Annotated in this window: 10 protein-coding genes and 1 tRNA gene; 5 read left to right on the plus strand and 6 right to left on the minus strand. The window is 69.1% G+C overall.

Annotation, left to right across the window (positions count from 1 at the left end):
- Positions 1–77 precede the first annotated feature (77 nt).
- The 5 genes from AAFF41_RS38510 to AAFF41_RS38530 form a co-directional block, all read right to left on the minus strand.
- A complete protein-coding gene (locus AAFF41_RS38510) occupies positions 78–1481 on the minus strand; it encodes an OFA family MFS transporter (RefSeq protein ID WP_343325414.1) in 1404 nt (467 codons plus the stop codon).
- 1 nt (position 1482) lies between these two features.
- Positions 1483–2871 (minus strand): OFA family MFS transporter, encoded by a 1389-nt coding sequence (locus AAFF41_RS38515; RefSeq protein ID WP_097287090.1) that lies wholly within the window; start codon positions 2869–2871, stop codon positions 1483–1485.
- 124 nt (positions 2872–2995) lie between these two features.
- Entirely contained in the window at positions 2996–5140 is a 2145-nt protein-coding gene (locus AAFF41_RS38520) for an acetate--CoA ligase family protein (protein ID WP_343325415.1), read from the minus strand.
- Positions 5141–5143: 3 nt separating this feature from the next.
- A complete protein-coding gene (gene frc / locus AAFF41_RS38525) occupies positions 5144–6403 on the minus strand; it encodes a formyl-CoA transferase (protein ID WP_343325416.1) in 1260 nt (419 codons plus the stop codon).
- 10 nt (positions 6404–6413) lie between these two features.
- Positions 6414–8099, minus strand: a complete 1686-nt coding sequence (locus AAFF41_RS38530; RefSeq protein ID WP_343325417.1) for a thiamine pyrophosphate-binding protein — start codon at positions 8097–8099, stop codon at positions 6414–6416.
- A gap of 180 nt (positions 8100–8279) precedes the next feature.
- Between AAFF41_RS38530 and sucC the strand changes: the two genes are divergently transcribed.
- The 3 genes from sucC to AAFF41_RS38545 all read left to right on the plus strand — a co-directional run bounded on the left by sucC (position 8280) and on the right by AAFF41_RS38545 (position 12117).
- Positions 8280–9410, plus strand: a complete 1131-nt coding sequence (gene sucC / locus AAFF41_RS38535; protein WP_319749498.1) for an ADP-forming succinate--CoA ligase subunit beta — start codon at positions 8280–8282, stop codon at positions 9408–9410.
- A 14-nt stretch (positions 9411–9424) separates the two neighbouring features.
- Positions 9425–10324 carry a succinate--CoA ligase subunit alpha gene (sucD, locus tag AAFF41_RS38540; RefSeq protein ID WP_343325418.1) on the plus strand — a complete coding sequence of 300 codons (900 nt, stop codon included), beginning with the start codon at positions 9425–9427 and terminating at the stop codon, positions 10322–10324.
- A 239-nt stretch (positions 10325–10563) separates the two neighbouring features.
- Complete coding sequence (locus tag AAFF41_RS38545) at positions 10564–12117, plus strand: aldehyde dehydrogenase family protein (protein WP_319749496.1); 1554 nt, start codon at positions 10564–10566, stop codon at positions 12115–12117.
- A 23-nt stretch (positions 12118–12140) separates the two neighbouring features.
- Here the strand turns inward: AAFF41_RS38545 and AAFF41_RS38550 are convergent, their stop codons facing one another.
- On the minus strand, positions 12141–13076 hold the full coding sequence (locus AAFF41_RS38550) for an LLM class flavin-dependent oxidoreductase (RefSeq protein WP_319749495.1): 936 nt from the start codon (positions 13074–13076) through the stop codon (positions 12141–12143).
- A 118-nt stretch (positions 13077–13194) separates the two neighbouring features.
- Between AAFF41_RS38550 and AAFF41_RS38555 the strand changes: the two genes are divergently transcribed.
- Both AAFF41_RS38555 and AAFF41_RS38560 read left to right on the plus strand, forming a co-directional pair.
- Positions 13195–13626, plus strand: coding sequence for a MarR family winged helix-turn-helix transcriptional regulator (locus AAFF41_RS38555; RefSeq protein WP_319749494.1), 432 nt, complete (start codon positions 13195–13197; stop codon positions 13624–13626).
- Positions 13627–13833: 207 nt separating this feature from the next.
- A tRNA-Leu gene (locus AAFF41_RS38560) sits at positions 13834–13921 on the plus strand.
- Positions 13922–13986: the final 65 nt, after the last annotated feature.

Genomic DNA, 13986 nt, shown 5'->3' on the forward strand with positions numbered 1-13986 from the left:
TCGGTGCTCCGTGCCGGTAGGAGAATCTCTCAACCCGTTGACCAGGAGACCTCTCAACCCGTTGACCAGGAGACCTCTCAGCTCGCGGGCTGCGGCTGGGGAGTGCGTACCTCGCTGTCGCGTCCCGGCTGCTTCAGCAGCAACGCGATCGCCGCCGCCAGCATCGAGATACCACCGGCCAGTGCGTACGCGCCGTTGTAGCCCCAGGCCGCGACCACCATCGAGCCGAGACCGCCGCCGAACAGGCCGCTGATCAGTTTGCCGCTGTACACCAGGCCGTAGTTGGTGGCGTTGTAGTTCTCGCCGAAGTAGTCCGGGGTCAGGGCCGCGAACATCGGGTAGAACGCGCCGCCGCCGAACCCGGAGAGGAAGGCGAAGAACAGGAACAGCCACTCGCTCTTGATGTCACCGGCCCAGATCACCCCGAACTGCGCGAGCCCCAGCACGACGATGACGAACACCAGGGTCAGCTTGCGGCCCCAGGTGTCGGACAGCCAGCCCACCACGGCCCGCCCGATGCCGTTGATCACGGCCATGATGCCCATGGAGGACGCCGCCACCAGCGGTCCGAAGCCCACTTCCTTGGCGAAGTCGACCTGGAAGGAGATCCCGAAGATCGACACGCCCGCGGTCATGACCAGCGTGATCCACATCAGGGGCAGCACACCCGTCCTGATGGCCTCCTTGGGCGTGTACTGCTTCACCGCGGGAGGGTTCTTGGCGAGGGCGGCGGAGGTCTTGCTGTTGCCGCCGTACGTCAGCGGGTCGATGTCCGAGGGCCACCAGTTCTTCGGCGGGTCCTTGAAGAAGAACGCGCAGGACAGCACGACGATCATCACGTAACAGCCGATGAGGTCCAGGACACGGTGGTAGTTCCCGGTGTCGAACGCGTAGTTGAAGATGAAGATGAACGGCAGGGAGCCGTACGCGAATCCGCCGTTGACGAATCCGGTCCGCGCGCCCCGGCGCTCGGGGAACCACTTGCCGACCATGTTGATGCAGGTCGCGTACACCAGGCCGGAGCCGAGGCCGCCGATGACGCCGAAGCCCAGGATGGCCAGCAGCACGTTGCTCAGGTGCGAGAGGGCCAGGAAGCCGATCACACACATGAGCGCGCCGATGTACATGGCCCTGCGGGCGGTGAGGATGCCCCGCTCCCGCAGCCAGCCCGCCGGGAAGGCTATGCCGGCCTGGAAGAAGACCCAGACGCTCAATATCCAGAAGGTGTTGCTCTGTGTCCAGCCGTGGGCGTGGGACAGGGTGTCCTCGGCCGAGCCGTACGCGTATTCGAAGACGCTGATGGCCATCATGGCGATCCACGGCAGATACACCATGAACTTGCGGGAGTGGCCGAGGATGTCGCGGTCCGTCTCACCGATCCGGTAGACACGGCCCCGGGCGTCGGTGACTTCGTGGTACGAGCGGTTCGAGCCGTCGGCGGCGGCCGACGCGCCCTGGGTGGCGATGGGTTCTGTCGTCATGTCACGCCATCTCCTCGCCGAGCGGTTGCGGGTTGGGGACGATGCTCCGGGCCTTGGGCCGGCCCGGTGATTTGAGGAACAGCGCCAGCACGGCGGAGGCGAGGCCGATGGAGCCCGCGAGCACGAAGGCCCCGTGGTAGTCCCACGCGCCGACGACGACCGCGCCCATGCCGGAGCCCACCAGGCCCGAGATCAGCTTCGAGCTGTAGACCATTCCGTAGTTGGACGCGTTGTTGTTCTCGCCGAAGTAGTCCGCCGTCATGGCCGCGAACAGCGGGAAGATCGCCCCTCCGCCGAAGCCGGAGACCATGGAGCAGAACAGGAAGAACGGCATGCTGCCCATCTGACCGGAGACCAGCACCCCGAATTGGGCGGAGCCCAGCACCAGACAGACGATGATCAGTGTGTTGCGGCGTCCGAAGCGGTCGGAGATCCAGCCGATCACGCCGCGCCCCGTGCCGTTGACGATCGCCTTCAGGGACATCGCGGTGGCCACGATCCCGCCCGCGAACCCCATGTCCTTGCCGAACGGCACCTGGAAGGCGATGCCGAAGATGTTGATCCCGGCGGTGCACAGCAGACAGAACCACATCATCCAGAGAACGGGCGTACGGGCGGCCTCCTTGGGGGTGTACTGCTTCACCGCCGGCGGGTTCTTCTCCAGCGCCCGGCGGATCCTCGGGTCGTCGGACACCTTCAGCGGGTCCACGTGCGGCGGCCACCACCCCTTGGGCGGGTCCTTGAAGAACCAGCCCGCGAAGGCGACCACGGCACAGCAGACCAGGCCCACCGTCACCAGGACTCCCTGGTAGTTGCCGAGGTCCATGTACGAGGTGAACAGGAAGACGAAGGGTACCGAGCCATAGGCGAAACCGCCGTTGACCAGGCCCGTCTTGCCGCCCTTGCGCTCCGGATACCACTTGCCGACCATGTTCACGCAGGTCGCGTAGACCAGGCCGGCGCCGATACCGCTGAACATGCCGAAGCCGATGTACGCGACGGTGACATGCGGAGCGAACGCGAGCGAGAGGTACCCCAGGACCGTGCCCAGAGCGCCGAGCATCATGGCGTACCGCGCGGGCAGCCGTCCGCTCTCCCGCAGTTGCCCGGCCGGGAAGGCGACGGCGGCCTGGAAGAATATCCAGACGCCCATCAGCCAGAAGATGTGCCCACTGCCCCAGAGATGGGCGTCGTGCAGGGTGTCCTCGGCGGAGGTGAACGCGTACTCCGAGGAGCTGATGCCCAGCATCCCCATCCAGGGGAAGAGCACCATGGTCCAGCGTGGTCGCCCCATGATGTCCCGATCGGTCTCACCGATGCGGTACAGGCGGCCGTTGCGATCCGTCACCTCCCTGTAGGGGACGGAGGTCGATAGGTCGGTGGTTGTCATGTCGGTTCAGCACCCCTCGCGTCGAAAGATCTGGCCAGCGCCCCCTGTCCAAATGCCTTTCGTGTGCGCACGGGTCCTGGGGGCGGCCGACGCGCACCGTCGGCCGTCCCCGCCCTGGTTCACCTCATGAACCGCCCCCCAACAGGCCCGCCGCCCGCGCCCAGCGATATTTCGCGCCGAGCACGGCCACCGGCTTCTCCGTCGTGTACGGGTACGCCACGACCCCCCGCTCGTACAGGTACTGGCAGGCCTCCTCGACCTCGACGTCACCCGCGAGCGACGCCACCACGGGCTTCTCGATGCCGCGCTCGCGGAATTCGGCCACCACGCGCGCGGTGAGCTCGGCGAAGACCATGGGCGGGGTCACGATGGTGTGCCAGTAGCCGAGGACGAGCGCGTGGATGCGCGGGTCCTCCAGGCCCAGCCGGATCGTCGCCTCGTACGTCGACGGCGGCTCGCCCCCGGTGATGTCCACCGGGTTGCCCGCGGCTCCGAAGGGCGGGATGAAGGCCCTGAAGGACGCGTCCAGGTCCGGCGGGATCTCCATCAGGGACAGGCCGTTGTCCGTCACCGCGTCGGACAGGAGCACACCGCTGCCGCCCGCACCCGTGATGATGACGACGTTGCCGCCCCTGGGGGTGGGAAGTACGGGCAACGCGCGCGCGTACTCCAGCATTTCGTTCAGCCCGGGAGCCCGGATGACGCCGGCCTGCTTCAGGATGTCCTCGTACACGGCGTCGTCACCCGCGAGCGCGCCGGTGTGCGAGCCGGCGGCCTTCGCCCCGGCGGCCGTACGCCCCGCCTTCAGGACGACGACCGGCTTCTTCGGAACCGTCGCACGCGCCGCCGCCACGAAGGCGCGGCCGTCCTTCAGGTCCTCCAGGTGCATCGCGATGCACTCGGTGTGCGGGTCCTCGCCGAACCAGGTGAGCAGGTCGTCCTCGTCCAGGTCCGACTTGTTGCCGAGCCCGACGATCGCGGAAACACCCGTCTTCGTAGTGCGCGCGAACCCCAGGATGGCCATTCCTATGCCACCGGACTGCGAGGTGAGCGCGACGCCGCCTTTCACGTCGTACGGTGTGCAGAACGTGGCACACAGGTCCTGCCAGGTCGAGTAGTAGCCGTAGATGTTCGGCCCGAGCAGCCGGATCCCGTACCGCTCGGCGATGGCCACGATCTCGTCCTGGAGCTCGTGCTCGCCGGTCTCCGCGAACCCGGAGGGGATCAGTACGGCGTTGGGGATCCCCTTGCGTCCCACCTCCTCCAGGGCCGAGGCCACGAACCTGGCGGGGATCGCGAAGACCGCCACATCCACCTCACCGGGAACGTCGGTGACACTCTTGTACGCCTTGCGGCCCTGAATGTCATCGGCCTTGGGGTTCACCGGGTGGATCTCGCCGGAGAAGCCCCCGTCGACGAGGTTGCGCATGACCGAATTGCCGATCTTGCCCTGCTCGTTGGAGGCACCGATCACGGCCACGGACGAGGGCTCCATCAGCCGCCGCATCGACGTGAGGATCTCCTCGCGCGTGTACTTGCGCCGCTCCTTGGGGACCGAGTCCGCGAGGATCACGCGGATGTCCGCGGCGACCGCGCCCTCCGGAGTGGCGATCACCGGGTTGAGGTCCACCTCGGCGATCTCGGGGAAGTCCGCGACGAGTTCGGAGACCCGGCGGATCTGCTCGGCGATCGCCCACCGGTCCACCGGCGGCGCGCCACGCACCCCGCGCAGGATCCCGGCCGCCCTGATCGAGTCCAGCATCGACAGCGCCTCGTCGGCGTCCACGGGGGCGAGCCGGAAGGTGACGTCCTTCAGGACCTCCACCAGCACCCCACCGAGCCCGAAGGCGACGACCTTCCCGAAGGTCGGGTCGGTCACCGCCCCGACGATGACCTCCTGCCCTTGGGGGAGCAGCTCTTGGACCTGGACGCCCTCGATACGGGCCTCAGGGTCGTACGCCCGCGCGTTCTCGACGATCCTGTGGAAGGCGGCGCGTACGTCCGCCGCGCCCTCCACACCCACGATGACGCCGCCGGCGTCGGTCTTGTGCAGGATGTCCGGCGAGACGATCTTCATCACGACGGGTCCGCCGAAGCGCGCCGCGTACGCCACCGCCTCGTCGACGTCCGTCGCCAGCTCCTCGCCGGGGACGGCGATCGCGTACGCGTCGGCGATCACCTTTCCCTCGGGCGCGGTGAGCGCGCTCCGCCCCTCGGCCCGCACGGCGTCGAGGAGCGTGCGCACCCGGAGAATCCGGTCTTCGGCCATCACTCAGATCACTCCGTTCGACTTGAGCAGGCGAAGTTCCTCGTCGCCGAGGCCGAGCTCGCCGATGTAGACCTCTTCGTTGTGTTCGCCGAGCAGCGGCGAACTGGTCACGTCCACGGGGGAGTCGGAGAGCTTCAGCGGGCTGCCCACGGTCACGAACTCACCCCGCTCGGGGTGCGGCACCGACACGACCATCTCGTTGGCGACCAGCGACTCGTCCTCGATGATCTCCTTGGTGGACAGGATCGGGCCGCACGGGATGTTGTGGGCGTTGAGCTTCTCCAGCACCTCCCACTTGGGAAGCGTGGTCGACCACTCCTCGATGAGCTGGAACATCTTGGTGAGCTGCGGCAGCCGGGCCTCCGGGGTCGCCCACTCGGGGTCGTCCGCCAGCTCCGGCCGCCCGATGAGCTCGGTGATCGGCTTCCAGCCGACGGGCTGCACGATGACGTACACGTAGTCGTTGGGGCCGCCCGGAGCGCATTTGACCGCCCAGCCCGGCTGACCGCCGCCGGACGCGTTGCCGGAGCGGGGAACCTCGACGCCGAAGTCGTCGTTGGGATATTCGGCGAGCGGGCCATGTGTCAGTCGCTGCTGATCGCGCAACTTCACCCGGCAGAGGTTGAGCACGGCATGCTGCATGGCCACGTTGACCCGCTGCCCGCGCCCGGTGTTCTCCCGCTGGTACAGCGCCGCGAGAATCCCCGCCACGGCGTGCACGCCCGTGCCCGAGTCACCGATCTGGGCTCCCGTCGCCAGCGGCGGCCCGTCCTCGAAACCGGTGGTGGACATCGACCCGCCCATGGCCTGCGCGACGACCTCGTAGGCCTTGAAGTTGGTGTACGGGCCGTCCCCGAACCCCTTGATGGAGGCATAGACGATCCGCGGATTGATCTCCTGGATGCGGTCCCAGGTGAAGCCCATGCGGTCGACCGCGCCCGGTCCGAAGTTCTCGACCATGACGTCGGAGCGCCGGATCAGTTCGGTGAGGATCTCCTTGCCGCGCTCGGTCTTGGTGTTGAGGGTGATGCTCCGCTTGTTGCAGTTGAGCATCGTGAAGTAGAGGGAGTCGACGTCGGGGAGGTCGCGCAGTTGCTTGCGGGTGATGTCACCGGTCGGCGCCTCCAGCTTGACGACGTCCGCGCCCAGCCAGGCCAGCAGCTGCGTGGCGGACGGACCCGACTGGACGTGCGTCATGTCGAGGACACGGACGCCTTCGAGAGCCTTGGTCGACGTTCCTGTGATCGGGGTGATCGGGGTCATCGCGGGCACCTCACTTGTACATCGTCTGGTTCATGGTTCCGGGGGCGTACGCGTCCGGGTCGACCCAGACGTTGATCAGCGAAGGCTTGCCCGACTCCCGGGCACGCCGGAGCGCCGGGCCGATGTCGGCGGGGTCGCGGACCTCCTCGCCGTAACCGCCCAGCATCTGCGCGAACTTGTCGTAGTGGACGTCGCCGAGGGTGTTGCCGACCCGCTCGCGCTCCAGGCCGTACTTCTGGGCCTGGCCGTAACGGATCTGGTTCATGGAGGAGTTGTTGCCGACGATGCCGACGAAGGGGAGGTTGTAGCGGACGAGGGTCTCGAAGTCCCAGCCGGTGAGGGAGAAGGCGCCGTCCCCGAAGAGGGCGACGACCTCCTTGTCGGGCCGTGCCTGCTTGGCCGCGAGCACGAACGGGACGCCGACGCCGAGCGTCCCGAGCGGGCCCGGGTCCATCCAGTGCCCGGGTGACTTGGGCTGGACGACCTGCCCGGAGAAGGTGACGATGTCGCCGCCGTCCCCGATGTAGATCGAGTCCTCGGTGAGGAAGTCGTTGATCTCGCTGACCAGGCGGTACGGGTGGATCGGCGAGGCGTCCGACTTCAGGCTGGGCAGCCGCTTCTCGACGGCCGTCTGCTCGGCCGCCCGCAGCTCGTCCAGCCACTCCTTGCGCTTCGACGCGCCGCCGTTGAGGCGCCCTGAGGCCGCCTCGGTGACCGACTTCAGGATCAGACCCGCGTCGCCGACGATGCCGAGGTCGATGTCCCGGTTCTTGCCGACGGTCCGGTAGTCGAGGTCGATCTGCACGACGGTCGCGTCCGGGGAGAGCCGCTTGCCGTAGCCCATGCGGAAGTCGAAGGGCGTACCCACGATGACGATGACATCGGCGTGGGAGAAGGCGTACCGGCGCGAGAGCTGGAAGTGGTGCGGGTCCCCGGGCGGCAGCGTGCCGCGCCCCGCGCCGTTCATGTACGCCGGGATGTTGAGGGTGCGGACGAGCTCGATGGCGGACGCGGTGCCGCGCGTCGTCCACACCTGGCTGCCCAGCAGGATCGCGGGCTTCTCGGCGTGGACGAGGAGGTCGGCGAGCCTCTCGATCGCCTCGGGGTCACCGGCCGAGCGGGTCGAGGCCCGGTAGTGGCCGGCGGCCGGGATCCGGGCCTTCTCCACCGGCACCCTGGCGTCCAGGACATCGCGCGGGATTTCCAGGAAGGAGGGGCCGGGCGCGCCGTGGAAGCACTCCCGGAACGCCATCGACACCATGTCGGCGGCGCGTGCCGTGTCCGGCACCGTCGCCGCGAACTTGGTGATCGGCGTCATCATGTCGACGTGCGGCAGGTCCTGCAGGGACCCCATCTTGTGCTGGGTGTGCGCCCCCTGGCCGCCGATGAGCAGCATCGGGGACTCGGCGCGGAAGGCGTTGGCGACGCCGGTCACGGCGTCGGTCGTACCGGGACCCGCCGTGACGACGGCGCATCCGGGCTTGCCGGTGATGCGTGCGTAGCCGTCGGCGGCGTGGGCGGCGACCTGCTCGTGACGGACGTCGACGACCTCTATGCCTTCGTCGACGCAGCCGTCGTAGATGTCGATGATGTGGCCGCCGCACAGGGTGTAGATGACCTCCACACCTTCTGCTTTGAGTGCCTTGGCGACCAGATGCCCACCGGAGATGAAGTCCTGGCTGATGTCGTCGGGCATGGCGAAGTCCTGTCCCTTCGTAGGGGGTTGGAACGCTCTCGCGGTACATTGCATACAGTCGACGAATACTGTATGAAGCTTGTTATCCCGCATCCGGTGGGTGGTGTCCAGGGGGCGTGCGGCATTTTCCGGGGGTCTGGGAGTCGCTCCCCGGACAGACACAGCAGTCAGGAGCCGGTGATGGACCTGTACGAACACCAGGCAAGGGAACTCTTCGAGGAACACGGCATCTTGGTGCCGAGGGCCGAGGTCACGGACTCGCCCGAGGAGGCGCGCGCGATCGCCCGCCGACTCGGCGGCCGAGTCGTCGTGAAAGCCCAGGTGAAGACCGGTGGACGCGGCAAGGCGGGCGGCGTCGAACTCGCCGCCGACCCGGCCGCCGCCGAGCTCACCGCACGTCGGATTCTCGGCATGGACATCAAGGGCCACACGGTCGGCAAGGTGATGCTGGCCCAACCGGTCGACATCGAGAGCGAGTTCTACGTCGGCTACGTCCTCGACCGCGCCGCCGGACGCTTCCTCGCGATCGCGTCGGCCGAGGGCGGCATGGACATCGAGGAGGTCGCCGCGAGCCGCCCGGAGTCGGTGGCGCGTGTTCCCGTGGACCCGGCCGTGGGCGTCACCTCGGCGAAGGCGACCGAGATCGCCGAGGCCGCGGGGCTGCCCCCGGAGACCGTCGACGTTCTCGTACGCCTCTGGGGGGTGCTGACCCGCGAGGACGCCGTGCTCGTCGAGGTGAACCCCCTCGTACGCACCGCCCGGGGGCAGATCCTCGCCCTGGACGGCAAGGTCACCCTCGACGACAACGCCCGCTTCCGCCAGACGCGTTGGGGTGAGCAGGAGGCCACGCACGACGACCCCTTGGAGGCGGCGGCCGCGGCCAAGGGTCTCAACTACGTCAAACTGGACGGCGAGGTCGGCATCATCGGCAACGGCGCGGGCCTCGTCATGTCGACGCTCGACGTGGTCGCGGGCTGCGGTGCCCGCCCCGCGAACTTCCTCGACATCGGCGGCGGGGCCTCCGCCCAGACCATGGCCGACGGCCTCTCCGTGATCCTCTCCGACCCGGCCGTGAAATCGGTCTTCGTCAACGTCTTCGGCGGCATCACGGCCTGCGACGCGGTCGCCGACGGCATCGTGCGGGCGCTGGAGACCGTGCGGTTGACCAAACCCCTCGTGGTCCGCCTCGACGGCAACAACGCCGTCCGTGGCCGCGCCATCCTCGACGGCCGCGCGCACCCCCTGGTCCAGCAGGCCACCACCATGGACGACGCCGCACACCGCGCGGCCCGACTCGCCACCGCCGGTTGAAGGAGGAACAGGACATGGCCATCTTTCTCACCAAGGAGAGCAAGGTTCTCGTCCAGGGCATGACCGGCGGCGAGGGCATGAAACACACGCGGCGGATGCTCGCCGCCGGCACGGACGTCGTCGGCGGGGTCAACCCGCGCAAGGCGGGCCGGACCGTCGACTTCGACGACCGGGCGGTGCCCGTCTTCGGCTCGGTGCGCGAGGGGATGGCGGCGACCGGCGCCGACGTCACCGTCGTGTTCGTACCGCCCGCGTTCGCCAAGGCCGCGGTGACCGAGGCCGCCGACGCGGGCATCGGGCTCGCCGTCGTCATCACCGAGGGCATCCCCGTCCACGACTCCGTCGCCTTCCACGCGTACGCCGCCACGAAGGGCACCCGCGTCATCGGCCCCAACTGCCCGGGCCTGATCACTCCGGGGCAGTCGAACGCGGGCATCATCCCCGCCGACATCACCAAGCCGGGGCGCATCGGCCTGGTGTCCAAGTCGGGCACGCTGACGTACCAACTCATGTACGAACTCCGCGACATCGGCTTCTCGACGTGCGTGGGCATCGGCGGCGACCCCGTGGTCGGCACCACCCACATCGACTGCCTGGCCGCCTTCCAGGACGACCCGGACACCGAACTCGTCGTCCTCATCGGCGAGATCGGCGGCGACGCCGAGGAGCGGGCCGCCGCGTACATCCGCGACCACGTCACCAAGCCCGTCGTCGCCTACATCGCCGGCTTCACCGCGCCCGAGGGCAGGACGATGGGCCACGCGGGCGCGATCGTCTCCGGCTCGGCCGGCACCGCGCAGGCGAAGAAGGAGGCCCTCGAAGCGGCCGGAGTACGAGTGGGCGGCACGCCGACCGAGACGGCCCGGCTGGTGCTGACCCGGTTGGAATCGGAGCGTGTCGCCGCACAGGGGTGAGATGAGACGTCACTCATAGTTGATGTGAGGTGACTGTCACGAGCGGAGCCTCCTCAGTACCTTCCTCCGTACGTACGCGACCACCCTGCGCGTACGAACCCTTCGCTCCGTGCGGACGCGACCACCGTCCTCCTCCGCACGGATGCGACCACTCCTCGTCCGGGCCCGTGGACCATGCAGCTCGGCAGGAGCCAGGCACCTCCCGCCCCCGACTGTGCACCGAGAGCGGAGACATCCGAATGGCATCCACCCTCAACAACCCCCTTGCCCTGAAGTCCGGTACGTCCTGGGCCGACGCCTGGCAGCGCTGCCTCGCCGTCGCCCCCGAGGCGTTCCGGGAGGACCGCGTCCTCAATCTCTGGGACGCCGCCTGGCGGGCGGACGGCCGGGCACTGCCCGCCACCAGTCCGGTCGACGGAAGCCCCATCGCGGGCCCGCCCCGTCTGAACGCCACAACCGCCCACCAGGCCGTACGGGCCTCACTCGACCAGCACCGGGCCTGGCGGCATGTCCCGCTCGCCGAACGACGGGCGCGCGTCGCGGCCACCCTCGACGCCCTGACCGAGCACCGCGAGCTGCTCGCCCTCCTCCTCGTCTGGGAGATCGGCAAGCCCTGGCGACTCGCGCAGGCCGACGTGGACCGGGCGATCGACGGGGTGCGCTGGTACGTCGACGGCATCGAGCCCATGGTCGACGGCCGGACGCCGCTCGACGGGCCGGTGTCCAACATCGCGAGCTGGAACTACCCGATGAGCGTGCTCGTTCACGCAATGCTGGTACAGGCATTGGCAGGGAACGCGGTCATCGCCAAGACCCCGACCGACGGCGGCGTCGCCTGCCTCACCCTGGCCGGCGCGCTCGCCGCACGCGAAGGGATTCCCGTCACCCTCGTCAGCGGCAGCGGAGGCGAGCTGTCGGAGGCGCTGGTCCGCGCGCCCGAGATCGGCTGTGTCTCCTTCGTCGGCGGCCGTGACACGGGCGCCGCGGTGGCCACCGCCGTCGCCGACCTCGGCAAGCGGCATGTGCTCGAACAGGAGGGACTCAACACCTGGGGCATCTGGAACCACACGGACTGGGACGCACTGACGGCCGTCATCCCCAAGCTCTTCGACTACGGCAAGCAGCGCTGCACCGCCTACCCGCGCTTCGTCGTCCAGCGCTCGCTGTTCGACGAGTTCCTCGCCGCCTATCTCCCCGCCGTCCGCACCCTGCGGGTCGGTCACCCACTGGCCGTCGAGCACCCCGAAGACCCGTACCCCGCGCTGGACTTCGGGCCCGTCATCAACGCGGCCAAGGCGAAGGAGCTGCACGACCAGGTGGCGGAGGCCATCGACCGCGGCGCCGTCCCGCTGCACCGCGGCAAGCTGACCGACGCACGCTTCCTGCCCGGCCAGGACACGGCGGCGTACGTCCAACCGGTCACGCTCCTGAACCCGCCGCCGTCCTCACCGCTGCACCACGCGGAGCCCTTCGGCCCGGTCGACACCATCGTCCTGGTCGACACCGAGGCGGAGCTGCTCGCCGCGATGAACGCGTCGAACGGCGCGCTCGTCGCCACGCTGTCCACGGACGACGAGGCGACGTACGCCCGACTGGCCCCGCAGATCCGCGCGTTCAAGGTCGGCCGCGGCAAGCCCCGCTCCCGGGGCGACCGCGACGAGCTCTTCGGCGGCCTCGGCGCGTCCTGGCGCGGCGCCTTCGTCGGCGGCGAGCTGCTCGTGCGCGCCGTCACACAGGGGCCAGCGGGGGAGCGGCTGCCGGGCAACTTCCCCGAGTACCAGCTCGTTCCGTGAGGTGAGGGCGGGCGGTACCCGCCTCAGGGCGCCGCCTGCTCTCTCGGCCCCCTGCGGCTCCCTGCGATGATCTCGTCCACCAGCCAGCGGGCGACACCTGGGGGGTAGGGCTGGGGCAGACCGAGCACGACATGGTTCACGCCGATGCCGATGAGGTCGGCGACAGTGGCGCGGGTGGCGGCGGGGTCGTCGTACGAGACGACGACCTGGACGGAGCGCGTGATCTCACGCGGATCCCGTCCGATGTCGGCACAGTGCGCGTCCAGCACCCGAGCGCGCTCGGCGACGAACTCGACGTCGTGGTGCGGCGGCCCGGGGATGTTCCAGATGTCGGCCTGCTCGGCGACGAGCCGCAGCAGCCGGGTCCCCCAGCCGCCGATCAGCAGGGGCGGCCCGGGCCGCTGCACCGGCTTGGGCTCGTTCCGCGTGCCCCGCAGCCGGTAATAACGCCCCTCGAAGTCGAAGGGGTCGTCCCGCGTCCACATCCGCCGCAGGATCTCGACCGTCTCGCCGAGCCGGGCCACCCCCTCGCCCGGCGGGACGAGGGAGAGTCCGTACGCCTCGTACTCGGCGACGGCCGGATTCTCGCCGGAGATCCCGCCCGTGCCGGGCGGCTGGTGGGTGCCGCCGACGCCGATGCCCATGACCAGCCGACCGCCGGAGATCACGTCCACGGTCGAGGCCATCTTCCCGAGGACGGCCGGCGGGCGGATGCGGTTGCTGGTGACGAGGAGCCCGAGCCGCAGCCGCTCGGTCTGCGCGGCCAGGGCGCTGAGCAGCGTCCAACCCTCATGGACCTGGCCGTCCTTGGGGCCGCGGAGCGGAAGCAGATGGTCCCAGAGCCAGGCGTCCTCGATCTCGGGCAGGGCGTCGGCCTCCTGCCAGACGCGGCGGAGGTCGTCGTAGGAGACGTGCATGGGGGTGGTCTTGATACCGAAGCGCACGCGGTGATCGCTCATATCGCTCAGCTTAGACAATCATCAGCGCAGCTGACAATCAGTCTTGGGTACAGTTTCCGGCATGACCGGTGAGCGCCCTCCCGCACCTCCCGCACCTCCCGCGCGTCATGTCCCTCCCGTGCCCCTTGAGTCCCGGCTCGGCTATCTGCTCAAGCACGCCCAGCAGCGGCTGGCGCGGGCGTCCGCGGCGGCGTTGGCGCCCCTCGGGATCGACGGCCACGAGCTCGCGGTGCTGGCGGTGCTCGCCGCCGAGTACCCGTTGTCGCAGGTCGAGGTGGCCGGCCGGCTCGGCGTCGACCGCACCACGATGGTCGCGCTCGTCGACGGCCTGGAGGACCAGGGGCTGGTCGAGCGGCGCCGCAGTCCTGCGGACCGGCGCAAGAACATCGTCGAGCTGACGCCCGAGGGCCGGGACTGCCTCGACCGGGCCGAGCGTGCGCGCCTCGCGATGGAGCGGCGCTTCCTCGACCCGCTGGACGAGGAGACGGCGGCCGCGCTCGTGCGGGCTCTGCGGATCCTGGTGGTGGAGGAGCATGGGATCGCGGAGTGACGGTGCGGGTGCGGGACTGTTCGGATCTCCGCTCCGTAGACCCTTGGTGAGCGTCGCGTTGCCCACGGTAAGTCGCCGGGTGCCCCCTCGTTCGGCCTCGCTCAGCCACTCCCACGGCCCGGATATGCAGGTGAAAGGCACTCCGAAACCTTGGTATTGTTGTCCATGTCGCCGCGGGGAGCCCCCCGGTCAGGCGGCAGACACCTGGTCCGGGTGGCGGAATGGCAGACGCGCTAGCTTGAGGTGCTAGTGCCCTTTATCGGGCGTGGGGGTTCAAGTCCCCCCTCGGACACCAGCTGGGACGTTCACGAGATCGTCCCCAATACGTTCACGAATTACCGGTCGAGTCATATGACTCAC

This window comes from Streptomyces mirabilis, assembly GCF_039503195.1.
Classification (GTDB): Bacteria; Actinomycetota; Actinomycetes; order Streptomycetales; family Streptomycetaceae; genus Streptomyces; species Streptomyces mirabilis_D.

Coding starts and splice junctions, on each gene's coding strand:
- AAFF41_RS38510 (WP_343325414.1), bottom strand. CDS start 1,481: ATGACGACAGAACCCATCGCCACCCAGGGCGCGTCGGCCGCCGCCGAC.
- AAFF41_RS38515 (WP_097287090.1), bottom strand. CDS start 2,871: ATGACAACCACCGACCTATCGACCTCCGTCCCCTACAGGGAGGTGACG.
- AAFF41_RS38520 (WP_343325415.1), bottom strand. CDS start 5,140: ATGGCCGAAGACCGGATTCTCCGGGTGCGCACGCTCCTCGACGCCGTG.
- frc (WP_343325416.1), bottom strand. CDS start 6,403: ATGACCCCGATCACCCCGATCACAGGAACGTCGACCAAGGCTCTCGAA.
- AAFF41_RS38530 (WP_343325417.1), bottom strand. CDS start 8,099: ATGCCCGACGACATCAGCCAGGACTTCATCTCCGGTGGGCATCTGGTC.
- sucC (WP_319749498.1), top strand. CDS start 8,280: ATGGACCTGTACGAACACCAGGCAAGGGAACTCTTCGAGGAACACGGC.
- sucD (WP_343325418.1), top strand. CDS start 9,425: ATGGCCATCTTTCTCACCAAGGAGAGCAAGGTTCTCGTCCAGGGCATG.
- AAFF41_RS38545 (WP_319749496.1), top strand. CDS start 10,564: ATGGCATCCACCCTCAACAACCCCCTTGCCCTGAAGTCCGGTACGTCC.
- AAFF41_RS38550 (WP_319749495.1), bottom strand. CDS start 13,076: ATGAGCGATCACCGCGTGCGCTTCGGTATCAAGACCACCCCCATGCAC.